This is a genomic window from Mesorhizobium sp. M0048 (assembly GCF_040323405.1).
Taxonomy (GTDB): domain Bacteria; phylum Pseudomonadota; class Alphaproteobacteria; order Rhizobiales; family Rhizobiaceae; genus Mesorhizobium.
Genome location: NZ_JAMYUV010000061.1, coordinates 17,648 through 34,998 on the forward strand (window position 1 = coordinate 17,648; position 17,351 = coordinate 34,998).

A 17,351-nucleotide genomic window follows, 5' to 3' on the forward strand; every position below is an offset into this window, starting at 1 on the left:
GCCATTTTCGAACTTTGTGAAGTCCGAAAGGGCGCAAGCAGCCCGTTCTGGTCGTTCAGTCCAGTCACCAACGCCTCTGTTTGACGTTTGACGACGGTCCACTTTGCACATCTCATGCCGACTGTGACGCAACGCGGCACCGCAGGATGGTGACCTCGTTGTCTCCGGCAAAAGATCCTTGCGCGTCTTGGGTTAATCGAGGCGGCGGCGCACGGGCGCCTTATTGTCTCGGAACATGGCCAGGAAGGCGGCTGATCAACAAAAGTGGAAGACGGTGTCCCGACGACCTCAGCGATTTGTGAGGCGACCGAGGATCTGCCCGACATCGTCGATCTCGTCCTCGAGGTGGCCGTGTGCCGGCCGCGCCGCCAAAGCCTCCTCCCCTGCCGGTCCGGCTGGAAGCCTCGTCGAAACGGCACAGGAGTACACCAAAGCCGCCAGCGCGCAAACACACAGACCGCCGGCGCCAAGGATTTGGCGCTTTTTGCGTGGCGTCCGCTCCGATCTTCCGGAAGGGGAGCTGACTGCTGTTTTTTGGGCACTCGCTGCGCATCGCCGCTGCGCAACGCCGAACTGGACATCGAGCGGCTACGCGATGAACCGCATGGTCTGCCATTGTGAGGCTCTTGCTCGACACTAATGGCCTCTCCGAGGTGACGAGGCCGAGCCCTGACGCGCGCGTGCTGGAATGGATGACGGGCTCGATGAAGACCGCTCATTTATCAGCGTTGTGTCGATCGCCGAGATCCGGCGCGGCGCTGCCCTCATGGACAAAGGTCGGAAACGTGACGCACTGGCCGGATGGCTCGCCCGGGACCTGCCGCAGCGCTTCGAGCCGAGAGTCCTGCCCGTGGACGAACTGGTTGCCCTGGCCTGGGGCGACCTGACGGGCCTCGCGAAGCGGCGTGGCGCGGTCTGTCATCGATGGACGGGCTGATTGCAGCCACCGCGATTTCCTGACCCATCACATGGCGGGGATATTCATGCGCTGACGGCGAAACACCCAGATGCCCCGCACCTACCACGATCAATATGGAAACGCCTCGGTGGCAGCCACGAGGTCGATGTCATTGAAGATGAGATGAAATAGGCGGATCAGCTCTGCTTTTCGCATCCTTGACGCGCGCTTCATGACAGGCCTCGGCCGAGGGCGTCGAGTTTAGCTTCCGGTTGGATGCTTGCCCTCACCTGTGGCTATGCTTACGGCCATCCCGATCGAGAAAAGCATCGAACGCGGCAGCGACAGCGCGAATTACAAAGCGATGCTCCCGCCGTACGCGGACAAAACCGTTTTCGAAGTCCACTATCCCGTCCTCGGCCAGCATCGCCAAGCGTTCAGCTGAATCGAGAAGACGGATCGGATCAGATCCGTGGACGGCACAGATTGCCTGCACATCGGCCTCGAGATCGCACATTAGTCGCTCGATAATTGCGGCTCGCACGCGGTCGTCGTCGGTGAGGCGATAGCCCTTTGACGTCGCCAGACGGCCAGCTGCGATGTGCTGGATGTAGGAATCCCGTGTAACTTCGTTTTGGACGTACCCCTCGCCGACGCGGCCGATAGCCGACGCGCCGAAACCGATCAGGGTTCTGCAGGTGGTGGCCGAGTAGCCCAGCGAGTTACGCCGCAGGCGACCCGTTTTCTGTGCCAGCGCGAGCTCGTCGTCCGGCAAGGCGAAATGGTCGAGCCCGATCTCGCGGTAGCCGGCGGCAATCAGCGTCGCGGCCACGGCCGCATACTGTTCGGCGCGGGCAGCGCTGCCCGGAAGAACTGCCTCCTCGATGAGGCGCTGATTCTTTACAACCGACGGGATGTGCGCATAGCCGAACACCGCAAGCCGGTCGGGGCGCATTGCGACCGCCGCCCTCGCGGTCTCGACGCAGGACTGCACCGTTTGATGCGGGAGACCGAAGATGAGGTCGAAGTTGATGCGGCTTACTCCATGCCGGCGCAGCATTTCCACGGCAGCCGACGTCTGCGCCTCACTCTGAACCCGGTTGATTGCTTTTTGAACAATGGGATCGAAGCTCTGCACGCCGAGACTCACACGGTTCACGCCGGCTGCTCCTAAGGCCTCGGCCATCTCGGCCGTGAACGTGCGCGGATCAATCTCGACGGCAACCGTAGCTGTTTTCGTGAGAGCGAAGCGGCGTCGCAGGAACTCCATCAGAGCCAGGAACTCGGCTGGTCCTATGAGAGACGGCGTTCCGCCGCCGAAATGCATGTCGCTCACGGGCAGCGTCTGCGGCGCTCGCTCCGAGACCAAACGGATCTCGTCACGCAGGGCCGCCAGATAGTTGAGGATCGGCGCATCATGGCGGGTGATGGTGGTGGGGAAGCCACAATACCAGCACGCTGATCGGCAGAACGGAACGTGGAAATAGAGCGACACCGGATCGTCAGCCGGCAGGTTCCTGAGCCATTCCTCATAAGCCTCGGCGCCGACCGCCCCAGAGAACTCTGACACGGTCGGATAGATAGTGTACCAAGGCAGGCCGGCCTCGCGATATTTTGTGGTCTGCAACAGTTACCGTCCCATGCTGATACCACCAACCTTACCGCTGCGCTCGCCTGTGTCTTTGCGCTATGTCAGTCCGTTCCGCTTTGGGCTCGAAACTTCTATTTCGCGGCAAGGCGCTGTTCAGTCTTGGCTGGACAGCGATGGTCTGAGCACTCGGGCAGCAACTGACCATGGCTGTTCCCGCCGAGATCCTCACGCGCACCGTTTAGTTCACTATCCCTTCCCTTCAGCTTGCGCCTGGTCGAGGAGATTCTGCTGAGCGCGGCTGCCGCATCCGACGAGATAACACGGCGTTGGGACCAGACTTAGCTCGCCAGCTAGCGCCGCCCTTTAGTGATCTCTGGCATCTCGATGAGCTCGTTTTGTGAATTGCTGGCAAGAAGCATTAGCTGTGGCGCGCCGTCTATCAGGACGAGAGCCTGCTCGACGCGACCGTCAGGTCCGCCGCAATGCCAAGGCCGGCGCGCGCCTAGTGACTCCGTGGTGGAGGCAAGGCTGCGCGTTCAGCGCGTGATTATCGACCATCGCGCTCGCCAAAATGACGGCGTCGTACCGAGCGGTGCCGCCGCATGATGTCTCAACGTCGGGGCTCACAGCAAACAAAGCTGTCGCCTTTGAACGAAACTGTCGCGAAGCGAACAGACGAACCGTAGCCGAAACGTTTGCCGTTCGTGCTTGGGTTGATCCGCAAGGCAAAAAGGAAGGAAGAGCGAACCAAGGTCCGCCGGCACACTTGAGCTTCAAGCCGCAGCTGCGTCGTCAGGATGGCACGTCATTTGCAGTAGAAGCCTTTGTGACGGCCCGCCCACAACTAGCGGAGATGACGGGGATGATTTGTACAGAAATGTTGGATGGCGTCGTTTCGGCGATTATTATATTTGTAATAACAATCGCATATTTGTAACAATAACGCCCAATCATATTCTCAATTTCTGATGAATATCTGGCGTGACGAGCGCATCAAACTGCTCAAATTCAACTCAATGCGCATCGTTATCGACTGTTTCCTTAGCAAGAGTTCATCACTGACGTCCATTCCTTTTACTCTTTGAACGGAGATCAACAATGAACATTAGGAGCCTCCTCCTCGGCTCTACTGCGGCACTGATTGCCGTTTCCGACGCTCGCGCCGTGACCGCCGTTGCCGAGCCTGACCCGACTGAGTACGTTAAAGTCTGCGACGTCTACGGCTCGGGCTACGTCTACATTTCAGGCACTGAGACCTGCGTGCGCATCGGCGGCTATGTCCGTTACGACGTCGGCTTGGGCCATGTCGGATTGGTTGATCACGCAAGAACCTCGGATGTGAGGACTGGTGAGCATCAGGGCACATGGCAAAACAACACGCGCTTCACATTGAAAACTTGGACCGGCCAGGAGACCGAACTCGGCACGTTGAAGACCTACACCGAAACCCGCATGAACTTCGGCAACCGCCACACTTCGGTTTCGGACAGTTCTCGGTCCTATGCCTTCAACGGAGACAGCACCTTGACTTTCGCCTGGATTCAGCTTGGTGGCCTCCGAGTTGGTAAGGACTTGTCGGCCTTCGACATGTTTATTGGCGGCGCGGGTGACGTACTCAACCAGACGCCGGTTCCGTACGGCGCTTTCGATACCAATGTGGTTCAGTACTACTTCGACGCCGGGAACGGCTTTTCGGCCGTGGTTTCGCTCGAAGAAGGCTCGGGCGTGGTCGGCACAATCGACAGCTACGCACCGCACGTAGTCGGCGGCTTGAAATACACACATGGCTGGGGCGCGATCACCGGCGTTGCCGCTTATGATAGCAACTACGAATCGGTGGCCGCCAAGGTCCGTGTCGACATCAATGTCACCAACGAACTGTTGCTGTTCGGAATGTTCGGCTACGGTTCCAATGGCAAGCTCATCGACGACTCCACGAACGCGATCGACGCTCATGGTCGCGGCTTCTATAAGATTTGGGGCGGGAACTGGGCTTTCTGGGCTGGCGCCGCTTACGAGCTCAACGAGACAACTTCGTTCAAGCTTCAGCTCTCTGGTGATCAGCTCAAGAACCATGGTGTCGCTGCAAACGTCGCCTATGCGTTTCTTCCAGATTTCACAGTTACGGCGGAACTCGACTATGGCCGCTACGGCAACTTCGCCGTCGGCAAGGTGGACGCTTCCAACGTGAACTGGACCAACGCCAACAAGAAGAGCAGTGTCGGCGGAATCCTGCGTTTCGAACGCTCATTCTAACGCGATGAAAGGGTTGAGCTCCGGTTGAGCGGACCAATCCCGCAACACTCCAAGAGAACGTCGCATGGAAGCTATACAAGATTGGAGCATCGATCTCGGGGCCGGACGATGTTTCAATCAGATCTGGTCCGGATGATCGCGCCGGCGATATTCATCGCTCGATTATGTGTTTTGATCTGCAGCTCTTTCATTTCCTCATCCTTCCGCCCGCTTGACGGACCCTGCCATCCAGCAGTACCCGGCCAGGTTTCACGTCCGAACTTGAAGTCCCAGTCGGGTCAGGACGTGTTCAACTTGTTGAGCGATTGTGGGGGTGCGGCCCGACGCACTGGAAATCGCAAATGGATCGCCTCCGTTCACCCATCCCCGCGGAAATTCGGGCGCTACGGCGTCGGCCTGGCCCGCGGCCGGATCGCCGATATAGAAGGTCCCGTCGGTCTAGATCGCGTGCATGATCACCGCCAGCTTGCGCGCCACCGCGACGCAGGCCTTGCGGTAGCAGCGTTTGGCGATCGCCTGGCCCCAGCTCTTGACCTTGTCGGAGCCCTTGAAGCGCGTCATCAGGCCTGACGCCGCCTCGTAGAGCGCGCGCCGTACGTCCGCATCGCCGACTTTCGAGATGCGCCCCTGAATGTCGATCGTTGAGCCGGATTGCCAGCGTCGCGACGTCAGCCCGAAGTAGGCGGCGACGTCGCGCGAGCGGCGGAAGCGCGACGGGTCGTCGATTGCCGTCATGAACGAGAGCGCCATCACCGGGCCGACGCCGGGGATCGCCATGAAGCGCCTGCATGGCTCGCTCTTCGCGACCATCCTGACGACGAGATCGTGCAGCCGACAGTACTGTTTCCACAGCGCGGAGCGCCGTCAGCATGGCGTCCATCAGTTCGGCCGACAGCGGATCGTCCGCAACGGCGGCGCGCACCGCCTGCTCGAAAGCGCCGCATCCGACCTTGCTCAGGCGGATGCCGAACGCCTTCAGTGAGTGCCGGATGGCGTTTTCCAGGTCGAGGAACTTGGCCTTCAGGTTGCGCCGGTGGGTCAAGAGAAGCTTCGTCCGGTAGCAGCTTTGCGACTTGATGTAGGCCTGGCGGAACCAGCCGGTGCGCATCAGATGGGCGATGCCCCAGCGCATCGGCCTTGTCGGTTTTGTTGCCCTGCGCCGCCATCGCGGTGCGCACATGCACCGTCTCCAGGCAGATCGCCGGCAGGCCGAGTTTCTTGAGCTCGGGATGCAGCCAGGGCGACAGCGATCCTGCCTCTTGGCCGACGCGGCGCAGGCGCCCCAGGTACGGTTTGAGGATCTCGAGGATCGCCTCGGGATCGGTCACCACCGCCTGCAGATGCACCGCGCCCTCCCCGTCCACGACGCACACCGCCGTCTCGTCCATCAACACGTCCAGCCCACAAAGAATTCCATCAGCTGCCTCCTGTGTTGTTTCACAGGAGATTTTTTAGCAAGCCGGCGAGAAGCGCGATGCGGACGTGAAAGATGAAGGAGCGACCTGCCGATTACGGGCCGCAATCGTCCCGTTGCCTGTGTAAACGTCCGGACCCTGAACGTATTTGGGCTATTGGAGGCTGTTCGTCCCTTCAGATCGGCCGGTGGGCGTGCGAACGGTTAATCCATTTCAGATTGCGCGATCCGATCGACATGGATAACCTTCATGCGGCGATTCCTGCCAGACCTGTCGCCAGGTCAAAGTGGACATGGGCTACCTGCAAACGTGAATCGATCCTTTGGGTCGTCTCGTAATTGGCGACAGACGATCATGAAAAAGGAACGGTCACATGGCCTCTATTCTGCTAACCCTCGACAATATCGATTTTGTGAAATCCGAGTTGCGCAAGGCAATGCCGGGGGGGGAATTCTGCGCACCTCACCGAAGCGCTTGCATTTGGCGTTGGATATGACACGCACGCAGCTCTGCTGGCGGCGATCAAGACCTGCACCCGGCATCGTCCTATTCTGGCGAAGGTTGACGATGAAAAGATTGCCGCACGACTAGCCGCGCTTGGGAACAACATGTTTGGTGTCGTTTCCACAGGGACTACCCTCAGGTCGCCCTCAATGCCCGAGCACATATGGGTGGAATTCCGCAACGGTAATGTCAATGCCAACAATTACTGGTTCCGGGAATGCCGGAACCGCGACATTCCCAACTTGCGTATTTCCAAGCGCACCAAGTACGTCAAATTGAACTGGGATTGCATATCTCTGGACGGCCGTAGCGAGGCCCACGTGATGGGCGAGAGCGGAAGCGCCCTGACAAAAGCTATGTTCAAAACGTATCAAGGAATCGCCCGCCGCATACCGGGAAAGTCGTTATTCTCTGGCTCGAGCTTCGTGGGTTCTGTGGATCCACTACTGCCGGAATTAAGCTTGCGATCTTGCTGATGAATTCTTCGCTATGCTCTACGAGCCTACGCGAGGGCAAGCACTCGCAGCCTGAATGGTCGGAAGAGAGGGGCGCCGACCGGACGCCCCTTATCCGACTTCGACGTGAAACTTCGGATAGGCATCCCTGAATGCCGCGAGGGCACCGGATCGGATCTGGTTCAACCTGACCGCGACATCTGAGTCGACAGTGAATACGGGGCAATCCGGATTCCCGCACCCGCAAGGCCTGATGGTCTTGTCACGCAGACCGGACGCAAAAGCGCGTCGCAATTGATCTACCAGTTGCACGGAACGACTCACGCTCGTCTTTTTATGCCGATCCCGCAGATGATGGAGGGAGGGGATACGCCTTATCTCGTCGCCCTCGCGCGTTCGCCAAATGCCCGTATTCAGCGCGGAAATGGTATCGTCAATGGCCTGCCTAAACGCGTGTAGCGAACACTCTTGCTGAAATGGCGTGCGAAATGCCGGGCGATCAAACACGATGGCCATCTGAGCAAGAGCATCCATATCCGACAGACCCGCAAAGTCCTCAGCAAACCGCGTCAGTTCGGCAGCCTTGTCAGGAAATTCCTCTCCCTCGCAAAATCGCTTCAGCAGGTCTTCGCCGATCAAGCGCAAATGCTCCTCCAGCTCCGCGCCGCCCCAGATTGACAAATTATCGATACCGTTCGCCTTGGCAAATTTCTGAACGGCATCGCGGCGGCTAGCGGATACGGCGCCCCGCGTCACAAATTTGAGAGCTTCGAATTTCGTTGGAGAGGACAGCAGCCTTTGAATGTCATGCTCGGCCTTGGCCTGAGTGAGACTGCTGCGATTGACGCACTGGATAACGCTCCGGCGTGGCGGGCCATCGTCCAGCCGTTCAACTCCGACAATATCGCGTCCATGATCGCCTCCGGCTTGCCCATACCATGCGACATCGGTCCATCCGGCCCTGACATGGTAGGCAAAGACCAATCGTTCGAATTCGGGTCCGCCGAAATCCTCAAAATGGATTCTCTGAACTAGCTTCGAGATTTTTGGCATGTGTGATGCCGTCCCCAAATTCAGCCCAATTCAGCCATTCAGGATGTGCTATAAAAGGGCTAGGAATCGATAGCCTAAAGTCATGAGCCAACAAAAATATAAACGCAATCACTGGGTCCCTAAGGCATACTTGCGGGCGTTCGCCTGCGATAGTAGCTGTGAGAAAAATTTGGACTTTCGGGAAGTCAGGCGGCGATCCCCTCAAGCGATCTATCTCAAAGGTCGCCGTGAAATTTTACCTTTATGCCCCCGTCGAAAACGGCCAGCGCAATTACCAACTCGAACAGAAGCTCAGCAATCTTGAGCAGCTTTTTGGCATGCCGTTCTGGTCAGAAATCAGCACGGGGTATATCGATCTCAGTAACAAGGTTACGCGCGAGGGCATCGCTCTTCTGACGGCGGTTATGTACCTGCGCAATCCATCCTTCTTCAATCGGACCGCTGAAATTTATCAGCATCTTCGATCCTTCTACATGGCAGCCGGCGAACCGCCTGACAGGGTGGAAATCGGCGGACGAAAGTACGACGTGGATAAGGCATCATGGCCCGCGTATCGGGACGCAGGCGAAGATGATGTAAAGCGCATGTGGCTGGATAATTGACCCAAGCCTCATCGCTGGCCGAGTTGCTGTTAAATATGAGGTGGTCCATCATAACTTCGGAGAGACCGGTTTTCATCACATCAGACAGCCCGGTGACGGTTCTGCATCCGAGCATGCGTTTCCGCGGCCTCAAGGATGCGGAGACGAGCGTCATATTTCCGCTCAGTCCGACTCGCGTTCTGCATCTGGACAATCGGAACTCTGAGCCCGACTGCCAGTATTATGCGGTACCTGGAAAGGGTGAGGTTCAGAACATTCTCAACTGGCGTAACGTCGTCGAGCATATGTTCACACACCGTCACCCGGATGAAGTCAGCGCCGAAATGTTCGCCGTAGACGAAAAGGCTGCTTGAGGCCGCTGCTACGCAATCCTGAAGAGTGCTTTCGCACCTACCCACCACGCGCGTATGTTATGATCTATATTTCGGGAAGCACCGTGGGAGATCACCCTCAAACCCGCATCACAATCATAGACTTGGCGCAAGGCGTATATAGTCACACCCATCACGCGGGAGTCGCCGATCGGGCGATGCGCCGGTATCACCCGTACTCATTCGATTTTGACTCGACTCCAATGCTCCTCGATGAGCCCGGCGAGACGTGGGACGATGAAGCAAAGACGCTGCATGCTGAGAACCGCGAGAAGACAATATCGCGCATAAAGGACGAATACGGCACGTGGAATCAGGACGCAATCGTTCAAAACATTGTCGATCCCGGCGCAAAGCCAATGTCCCTGGTTGCGTACCATAATCGCTTCTATCATCAGGCTCGCCAGGCGTTCGTTGTAGGTGCCTACTATCCGGCTCTCGTTGCGGCTTGCGCGTTGGGTGTGCGCATCCTCGATCACTTGGTTCTGGACTTGCGGGGCAGTTTCAAGAGCTCGCCTCACTACAAAAACGTATATCTCGTTCGATGACTGGCCATTTGCCGTCAACGTGCTTTCCGAGTGGGGTGTTTTTGCGGATGGTGTCGGCGATTATTTCCTGGAGTTAGCTAAGCTGCGAAACCGGTCAATCCATTTCAACGCGGATACCTATGCGGCGCCGCGCGAAGACGCTCTTTCGTCACTGCAATTATTTAGCGCGATCATTTCCAAGCAGTTCGGCTATTTTGGCCGGCAACCGTGGTTCATTGCCGATACACCTGGAGCTCAGTTCGTCAAGAAATCCTTTGGGACTGTACCCTTTGTGCAAACGTACATCCTGGCGCGCATGGCGGTGGGAGCCTGAGCGACGAGGAATTTGCCAAGGCATACCGGGAGCGAGATCGTGCGCGCGTGGTAACGAGGGAAATGATTGAGCGAGAGTTAAATCTGGCCACTAGATGAACGTTCTTGAAGGTCACCGGCCACTCTTGCGACAAGCCTCGACACCGAACGGACCGACCATCGGGCCGATCAGCCTTGGCAAACAGAGCTAGCTTGAACATCGGGCGTTCGCTACATAGCGCTCATGATCGAGCCCTCAGAGTTTGCCAGCTGCTTCATCGAAACTTTCGACAAGAGTGCCCTAAAGATATTCCGTAGTTGGCTTGCCAAGAAGCCAGCTACTACCAAGTGGATCATTGCAGGGGACTTCGCGCTACGCGACAAGAGCCGCCCAGGCGACTGCTTCGCCTTCAGCATCATCCCGTACGATTTGTTTCCCGCAGACTTTGCCGAAGAGGTTCGGCAGAACCTCCCGAGAGACTTAAAGGACAGCAAGACACTTGGCGCCAATGCAGCGGCTTGGCTGCGGGACTCGCGCCATTTTCACATCCTGATACCGATGAGGCAGGATCGGGCCTTCTATAGTAATGGGGACATGAAGCCGAGAGACGTCATCCAAGAGAGCTTGGCGCTGACAGTGGCGGCGCTCATCTCGGCGGAACGAGGCGACGAACAGATCCGGAGATTCAAGGCTGCGATCCAAAAAACGAAGGCCAATTCATTCAATGTGGGGCTCTTCACCGATCTCACTCTGCTAGCCCTGTACCTTGCCATCATCTCGTTGATATTGTGTCGCGACCGCAAACCGGAAATGATTAGTTGGTTCTGCGACCGTGACAGCATGATCAATTACTGCGATAGCCTCGTTTGGGACTACGCAATCAATAACTTTGTTGGGTTGGCTGGACTTCTGGACATAGATGCATCGGGCATCATACCTGGAGTCGCTATTCCGGATAGCAGCACCGGCAAGGAAGTAATGTGGTTCGACCATTATATCCGGGCAGCAGACTGGCTAGCAGGAGCCATCGCAGCTTGGGACCGAGAGGCCAATTCCCTTCCCGGCGAGCAGGACAAGTATGTCCGAGTAATCGAAGACGTGGTGACCGAAAGTGATAACACCGTTATCCTTCCGGTCTATCTGGCAAAAGACGGAACACTGACAATCACGCGTCTCGAACTGACACGGGAATCTGCGGGAGATGACACACCAGATGGAGCAGTCCCCTCCACGTCTTGAAGACATCCTGATGTCGTGTCGGTGAGACGGGATCGACCTGATTCTTGCGCGGCGTCGCTTATTTGCGTTTCTGGCCGAACACCCGCTCCAAGTTCTCATACACCCCGCGATGCCGTTCTTCTGGCATGCGATCCAGATTGTGCAGCTTCCAGCGAACGGCGGGCAGCTTGTCCGCCCCTTCAATGCCGAGCAGATCCCATTGCGGGCGACGGGCTTTGAAGGAGAGCAGGAATTTTCGCTGATCGTCGGTCAATGCCTGATTTAGCCCGGTGATCAGCCGCTCGCGAACGTCGAGCAATTCATCGAGGCTCACCTCGATCTGCGACATGCGCAGAAATTCTCCTTCGTAGATGCCGGCAATGTCCTTGCGGGTTGGTTGTAGGAGTTCAGCCATCGTTCGGTTGTGACTGATGAGGTAGACGAGAAAAGTCTTCACCAAATCTTCGGTCAGCCCTTCATTCTCGAGCAGCAATTTGATATCGAAGAGATCACGCGGATGTTGGCGGTCAAGCGCCGCGCAGATTTTTCCGGCATATAGATCGGGGATCGAAAGAAGCTGCATCTCGACGTAACCGAATTGCTCTTCGACTGCGGGCGACACCTCCCGTAGCTCCTCGGGGAATACTGAGCCGCGCAGCACAGGGGAGAGTTCGATCTTGATCCGATCGCCGCCTTGGGTCACGAAAAGACGCAAGGCATCCCGCTGATCTTCGTACGATCTGATGATCTCCGTATCGGGCATCGCCTTTGAGATCGCATCAGCAATGCGCGAGAGCGCTTCAGCAATCTTCTTAAGCGCTTCGTCACGCTCGTCCATGGGCAGATAGACGAGATCGATGTCGACGGAGAGCCGCGGCAGATCGCGAACAAAGAGATTGATGGCGGTGCCGCCTTTGAGGGCGAAACACGTCTCTGCCGCGACCAGCGGCAAGACACGCGTCAGGAGTCGGACTTGTCTGTAATAAGGGCTGGTTGTGTCCACATCTCCTCCGGAACCGTTATGCGGTATTTTGGATCGAGTCTGCCGCCTCTGACCAGCATTCTGTTACCGCTACCAAGGCCAAGCTCATCAAGCGCTTCGGGTTTGGGAAGCTTCTTCAGCCAGGCGTAGGAATGACGCTCGGCCATCCAGTAGAACAGCCTGCGCAATTTGACGCTCGTGCACTTGCGCAAGAGTTGCTCCATGCGCCTTGGTGAGAGCGTGGTCATGCCCTGGAGAAGCTGGTCGGCGTGCTCGAAGGATATGGCGCCCGGCACGTCCATCAGGACTTCAAGGTAAGCCCGCTCGGGCGATGACATGGTGAACGGCCAAGCGCCTGTCCGCTGACCCGGTATGCTGCTATCCACGAGCGTTCGCTCGTTTGTGTCGTACTCGCGGTTGACGAGGCCGGAACCGCCTAGCGAGGAGAGACGATTGTGGCGAACGAACTGGACTGAAGGCAGCGCACTCCCTAGCCAGGCCGGCAAAACGTCTTTGCCGTAAAGATGGACCGCGCGTTGCCTCGACAATGGCAGGTAGTGCGCAAATCCTTGCAATTCGAGCGCTGTCAATCCGCCGACACTTAGATCCGTGCGGAAGATGGTCTGCAGTGCGGTGACGATGCCCTGCCAGGTAAGGTGTGTACTGGGGCGTATATAGACACCGGACGCGACCAGCGTGAGCTGCCTGCTTTTGACCAGATTATCGAGCGCGTGGCGATCGAAGTCCGGATTCTGCTCGGACAGCCAACGCTTCGTCACCGGTAGCCCCTCAGGCACCAGGTTTCGCAGCAATTGTCTTCGGTCGGTGTTCGTTGGCATAGGTTTAAAAAACACTTTCGATGCGGCGATCATCGCCGTATTTTGCGACTCTCATAAACTATCACTTTTAAAGTGAATTTACAATCTTTCAAAAATGCGGCGATGATCGCCGCAAATTTAAATATTTGCAAACAAGCACTCTACTCAATACGCGAGGCTCAGCGGGTTCTTTCGTGTTCGTCCGATAGGCGCCGCGCGTCAGCACGATGGAGTTGACGGGAACTACTGAACGAATCCAGGCACACGCCAGTCACGTGCGTTCCACCAATCTTAAATTGCAGCTTGGGTGAGACATTGGCGGCGCTTATGCTGCATGAATGGACCAAAATTATATTCCACGATCGCTCTATCACGGGGACAGGATCATTTCAGAGGCGGCTTTGCTCGCCGAAGAGGCACTCATTGTTGTGCTAGCAGAACCAGGTGCTGGCAAGAGCGATCTTCTGACGAGCATGGCCGCCCATTTAGGTGGTGAATTCTGCACAGCAAGCAGCTTCCGTCACCGCTCGGTGATAGCCGAGGTTCCGTCATTGGTCATCGATGCTCTCGATGAAGTGGCCCGTATAGACCAATCTGCAATTGATCAGATCATCGTCAAGGCAAAGGAGTCGCAGGCGGGTATCGTCGTGCTGGCCTGTCGCTCCAGTGAATGGGACCCGGCACGAACCCGGCTTTTGCAACAGTGCTTCGGCTCTGAGCCGGCCGTGGTACGGCTTTTGCCGTTTTCCGAAGCGGAACAGAAGCTGCTTTTTGAAGCCTATCTTCCGGGAGAGGATTTCACAGCGTTCCTCAATGAAGCTGCTCGCTTCGAGCTCGTGCCGCTTTTAGGTAATCCACAATTTCTCAAGCTCTTCTCTGACGCCTATGTGCAGAGCGGTCGGAAGTTCGTGACAAAAAGCAGGATTTTCGTTGACGCGGTCGAGAGGCTGACCTCGGAGCGAAGCGCATCGCCAAAACAGCGCGGACGGCCGCCCTCTGATGCAATTATCCGCGTCGGAGAAGAGCTCTTTGCAAAACTGCTGTTATCGGGATCAACAGGCTTATCTTCTGTAGAGCAGCCAGGCGATATGGATTTCCCGTATCTGCGGGCGGTCAGCACCGCTGACCTGTCATTGTTGCAATCCACGCTCGACACGCGGCTCTTCAAACCATCAGCCACACCCGCGAGGCACGAGCCGGTGCATCGCATCGTTTCAGAATATTGTGCCGCACGCTATCTTGCGACACGCATTGACGATGCTACCGATCCGCTTTCCCTTGGCCGGTGTCTCGCGGTAATCGCGCCCAACAGCGTAGTGCGCGACGAGCTTCGGGGCATGCTCGGATGGATGGCGGCTGTAGGAAGTCCCCATATCCAACGGGCTTGTATCGACGTCGACCCTTATGCGGTGCTGGCCAACGGCGACCCGTCGCAACTTACGTCGTCATCCAAGCATCTTCTCATGACACGACTGCGCGAGCTCTCAAAAATCGATCCGTATTTCCGCCGCAGCGACTCCTGGCGGCGATTTAGCGTGGCTGGCCTCTTCAGCGTCGATATGGTCGATGACCTGAAAGAGCAGCTGACTGGCGACAAAGTCGCGCCCGAGTTGCGCGATCTTCTTCTCGAACTTCTTCAAGCATCCGACGCTATCCCGCACCTCGAAGAAGAGCTTTGCTGCATCATGCTCGACGCTGACAACCAGTTGTCGTCTCGTATGCGTGCGCAGCACCTTCTCACGGAATTGCCGGACCGCGACCGCGGGCCGGATGTCACAACCCTGATTGCGATGGGCGATACAGCCTCGTTGCGTATCGCGACTGATATCATCACCGAATTGGGTATGAAGGTGATCGGAAGGGAGCAGGTACTCGCCTTGCTCCAAAGAATTGCAGCAACAGGGAAGGTCAGGAAACGACGCGATCAAGCGGCGCCGGAGCTTCGTTTTTACGTGAGGCAGTTTATCAGCACGTTCGACCTGCCCGGCACAGAATGGCTTCTCGACGAGCTTACCCGTGGCCTCACCTGCACATGCGGTGCAACACGCGAACATCGATGCAATTGTCGTATCGAGGTCAGCAAGATCGCCGGCTCACTGCTTGACCAATATTTCAAGCTGTCGACCAAAACACATGCGCCAGACAAAATTTGGGGATGGACGAAATCTCTGACGTTTGATCGCACCAAATCGTCAGATCAGAGCATCGCAGTGCAGGCACTGACCGAGAACGACGAATTACGGCAGGCGATACATCGGCTCGCTTTCGCAGGTTGTGCCGACGACAAGGACGTATGGGACGTTCGGATGCGCCTCTCGATGAGCCAGCGTCATTCGGGGTTGCAGATGAACCTACGTGATTATCGTGCCCTGCTCGACCATGCCTTTGAAACGGGCAATGCCGCATTGTGGGGCGGATTTTATTCCATGCATAACATTTATTCGGAAAAGAAAGGTCCAGACGATTTCCGGGCCTTGATGCGCAGGCAAGGACGCGAACGATCAGAGCTGCTCAGAATCTGGTCCAAGCGTGAGCGTGAAACCCGTTCATTGATAGACAAGGATCGGTATCGCTGGCCGAGATCAAACCGTAGATGGCAACGCAAGGAAGATCAAACCAAACTAGCGAGGCTAGCCTTTTTTCGAGAAAATTTGGCAAGAATCGAGGCCGGTGCGCACTGGGGTGCACTCCGACTGATTGCCGACTACTACCTTCTCCAACCCGAAAAGATGGGTGAGATATTCGATGACGTTCGCAGCGCTGACAGAGCGCTTCTGAACAGCTTCCCCTTGCTCGACGAGCATGTTCCGACTCTATCAGCTCTTTCTCAACAACGGAAGGCGGTCACGCGGGTGCTGCACGCCGCATGTCTCGCATATTTTCGCGGGTCAGGAACTCTTGAGCGGATCGATCGTAAAGTCCTTGCCGCCGTGAAGACTGATTTGGGGGGGTATGGTGGATATGGGGAAGGAGAAGGCAAGGCTTTGGAAGCCGAGATCGATCGACTGCTGTTTGGGGATCTTTCGGATGTCGAAGCCTATGCGCGAGAATTTATCGAACCCCAGCTAACTCAACCGGGCGACCCACCTACCGATGTCGGCTGGCTTCGTCACAAACAGGCATTCAAACCTCTTCAAAAAACACTGGCGTTGGAATGGCTGGAGCGGTTTCCGGAAATGCCCAAGGGGGCCAGAGATACGCTCTTTGACATCTGTGCGGAGCATGCTGATCGCTCAAGACTACGGCACTTAATCGAACAACAATGTGCGGCGTGGACCGGGCGTGAAGCTACGACCGACGACGAAAAGTCCGACCAAAAATTCTGGTTTCTGCGGGCACTATTCTTCCTAGAAGATCCGCCGGGAGCTGTTTGGGAAGCGCTAAAGGCTGATCCGCAGACGATAACCCGTTTGGAGCATCGAGCGGGCCGGTTTTATCGGGATGACGCGGTGGGGTGGCCTGTGCTCTCGGCCAAGAAGGTATTTGCAATCTTAGACGCATACGTCGATGTATGGCCGAAGGTCTTTCTACCCAGCTCGTGGGGTACGGGCGACCCGCCCGGCGAAACGGCCTATCGCTTTCTGAGCGATGTGGTTCACCTAATAGGACGCGATTCTCCTGATCAGAGCCTCCCGGTCCTGGACAAGCTTTTGTCCGATGATCGCTTTGCTGATTTCCACAGGGATGCCCGCAGCATGAAAGCTGCGGCGCACCGGAAACAGGCGCTACAGGATTTTCGAACGCCCTCTGCAAAGGACATCGTCAATTTTCTCGACCATAGCAAGATCGCCACCGTGGAGGATTTGCGTGCATTGTTGGTTGAAGAACTGGTGGAATACCAGCGATGGGTTCAGGGCGCCGAGACCGACCCGCTCAACATGTTCTATCCGGGCGGCGAGCACCTCGATGAAAATAGTTCGCGCGATCGGATCGTTGACCGGCTACAGGTGAAAATGTCGGCCTTGAACCTCTCGGTCACAATCGAACATCACATGGCGCATGCGAACCGATGCGACATCACAGCATCAGTGATTATTGACGGTCGACGGCGGCTGCTCGTCATCGAGGTCAAAGGGCAGTGGCATTCAAAGCTCTTTTCAGCCGCCTCGGCGCAGCTTCACGACCGCTATAGCGTGCACCCTGATGCGGCGGATCAAGGCATCTATCTCGTTCTATGGTTCGGGGCAGGTGAGAAAATCGCGGGGCGTAAAGACTTATCCATAACGACGACGGCACAGCTAAAGGGTAAGCGCTATTTTCGCTGCACGTTGACGCGAGCGCTTTCGACGGATGGCCTTCGAATCGGGAACGGTATCTGGTCTGATCAGGCTGCTGTTGCTTTGGCGAA

Annotated in this window: 13 protein-coding genes and 2 pseudogenes; 10 read left to right on the forward strand and 5 right to left on the reverse strand. The window is 56.9% G+C overall.

All coding sequences use genetic code 11. The features are described 5' to 3' along the window. Window positions 1-617: 617 nt before the first annotated feature. Window positions 618-957, forward strand: a pseudogene (locus NKJ84_RS29315) (PIN domain-containing protein); the annotation flags it as partial. Between the two features lie 227 nt (window positions 958-1,184). Here the strand turns inward: NKJ84_RS29315 and hemN are convergent. Next, complete coding sequence (hemN, locus tag NKJ84_RS29320; protein WP_352509337.1) at window positions 1,185-2,525, reverse strand: oxygen-independent coproporphyrinogen III oxidase; 1,341 nt, start codon at window positions 2,523-2,525, stop codon at window positions 1,185-1,187. 535 nt (window positions 2,526-3,060) lie between these two features. Between hemN and NKJ84_RS29325 the strand changes: the two genes are divergently transcribed. Both NKJ84_RS29325 and NKJ84_RS29330 read left to right on the forward strand, forming a co-directional pair. Further along, window positions 3,061-3,426: a hypothetical protein gene (locus NKJ84_RS29325; RefSeq protein ID WP_352509338.1), complete on the forward strand. Its 366-nt coding sequence runs from the start codon at window positions 3,061-3,063 to the stop codon at window positions 3,424-3,426. Window positions 3,427-3,587: 161 nt separating this feature from the next. Then, on the forward strand, window positions 3,588-4,745 hold the full coding sequence (locus tag NKJ84_RS29330) for a porin (RefSeq protein WP_352509339.1): 1,158 nt from the start codon (window positions 3,588-3,590) through the stop codon (window positions 4,743-4,745). 441 nt (window positions 4,746-5,186) lie between these two features. On the opposite strand, the pseudogene NKJ84_RS29335 reads toward NKJ84_RS29330, so the two are convergent. Beyond that, window positions 5,187-6,133 (reverse strand): annotated as a pseudogene (locus NKJ84_RS29335) (IS110 family RNA-guided transposase); the annotation flags it as partial. A 680-nt stretch (window positions 6,134-6,813) separates the two neighbouring features. Here NKJ84_RS29335 and NKJ84_RS29340 point away from each other — a divergent pair. After that, window positions 6,814-7,140, forward strand: a complete 327-nt coding sequence (locus NKJ84_RS29340) for a hypothetical protein (RefSeq protein ID WP_352509340.1) — start codon at window positions 6,814-6,816, stop codon at window positions 7,138-7,140. A 90-nt stretch (window positions 7,141-7,230) separates the two neighbouring features. On the opposite strand, the gene NKJ84_RS29345 is transcribed toward NKJ84_RS29340, so the two are convergent. Beyond that, complete coding sequence (locus NKJ84_RS29345; protein WP_352509341.1) at window positions 7,231-8,172, reverse strand: restriction endonuclease; 942 nt, start codon at window positions 8,170-8,172, stop codon at window positions 7,231-7,233. A gap of 158 nt (window positions 8,173-8,330) precedes the next feature. On the opposite strand from NKJ84_RS29345, the gene NKJ84_RS29350 reads away from it, so the two are divergent. From NKJ84_RS29350 to NKJ84_RS29370, 5 genes are all read left to right on the forward strand, one after another. After that, on the forward strand, window positions 8,331-8,774 hold the full coding sequence (locus tag NKJ84_RS29350; protein WP_352509343.1) for a DUF4238 domain-containing protein: 444 nt from the start codon (window positions 8,331-8,333) through the stop codon (window positions 8,772-8,774). Next, window positions 8,771-9,127 (forward strand): DUF4238 domain-containing protein, encoded by a 357-nt coding sequence (locus NKJ84_RS29355; protein ID WP_352458538.1) that lies wholly within the window; start codon window positions 8,771-8,773, stop codon window positions 9,125-9,127. The genes NKJ84_RS29350 and NKJ84_RS29355 overlap by 4 nt, the downstream gene beginning before the upstream one ends. A gap of 59 nt (window positions 9,128-9,186) precedes the next feature. Further along, on the forward strand, window positions 9,187-9,693 hold the full coding sequence (locus NKJ84_RS29360; RefSeq protein ID WP_352458537.1) for a hypothetical protein: 507 nt from the start codon (window positions 9,187-9,189) through the stop codon (window positions 9,691-9,693). 19 nt (window positions 9,694-9,712) lie between these two features. Continuing rightward, window positions 9,713-10,006: a hypothetical protein gene (locus tag NKJ84_RS29365; protein WP_352509344.1), complete on the forward strand. Its 294-nt coding sequence runs from the start codon at window positions 9,713-9,715 to the stop codon at window positions 10,004-10,006. A gap of 222 nt (window positions 10,007-10,228) precedes the next feature. Continuing rightward, on the forward strand, window positions 10,229-11,224 hold the full coding sequence (locus NKJ84_RS29370) for a hypothetical protein (RefSeq protein WP_352509345.1): 996 nt from the start codon (window positions 10,229-10,231) through the stop codon (window positions 11,222-11,224). A gap of 58 nt (window positions 11,225-11,282) precedes the next feature. Here the strand turns inward: NKJ84_RS29370 and NKJ84_RS29375 are convergent, their stop codons facing one another. Then, window positions 11,283-12,206 (reverse strand): nucleotidyl transferase AbiEii/AbiGii toxin family protein, encoded by a 924-nt coding sequence (locus NKJ84_RS29375; protein WP_352509346.1) that lies wholly within the window; start codon window positions 12,204-12,206, stop codon window positions 11,283-11,285. Beyond that, complete coding sequence (locus NKJ84_RS29380; protein ID WP_352458833.1) at window positions 12,164-13,057, reverse strand: type IV toxin-antitoxin system AbiEi family antitoxin domain-containing protein; 894 nt, start codon at window positions 13,055-13,057, stop codon at window positions 12,164-12,166. The genes NKJ84_RS29375 and NKJ84_RS29380 overlap by 43 nt, the downstream gene beginning before the upstream one ends. A 284-nt stretch (window positions 13,058-13,341) precedes the next feature. Here NKJ84_RS29380 and eruA point away from each other — a divergent pair. Continuing rightward, a partial coding sequence (eruA, locus tag NKJ84_RS29385) for an NACHT domain-containing antiphage protein EruA (protein ID WP_352509347.1) occupies window positions 13,342-17,351 on the forward strand: 4,010 nt, incomplete at its 3' end.

Bases quoted from the DNA above. Each gene is read 5' to 3' on its own strand.
- NKJ84_RS29360 (WP_352458537.1), top strand. From the start codon at position 9,187: ATGATCTATATTTCGGGAAGCACCGTGGGAGATCACCCTCAAACCCGC.
- NKJ84_RS29380 (WP_352458833.1), bottom strand. From the start codon at position 13,057: ATGATCGCCGCATCGAAAGTGTTTTTTAAACCTATGCCAACGAACACC.
- NKJ84_RS29370 (WP_352509345.1), top strand. From the start codon at position 10,229: ATGATCGAGCCCTCAGAGTTTGCCAGCTGCTTCATCGAAACTTTCGAC.
- NKJ84_RS29325 (WP_352509338.1), top strand. From the start codon at position 3,061: ATGACGGCGTCGTACCGAGCGGTGCCGCCGCATGATGTCTCAACGTCG.
- NKJ84_RS29340 (WP_352509340.1), top strand. From the start codon at position 6,814: ATGCCCGAGCACATATGGGTGGAATTCCGCAACGGTAATGTCAATGCC.
- NKJ84_RS29345 (WP_352509341.1), bottom strand. From the start codon at position 8,172: ATGCCAAAAATCTCGAAGCTAGTTCAGAGAATCCATTTTGAGGATTTC.
- NKJ84_RS29330 (WP_352509339.1), top strand. From the start codon at position 3,588: ATGAACATTAGGAGCCTCCTCCTCGGCTCTACTGCGGCACTGATTGCC.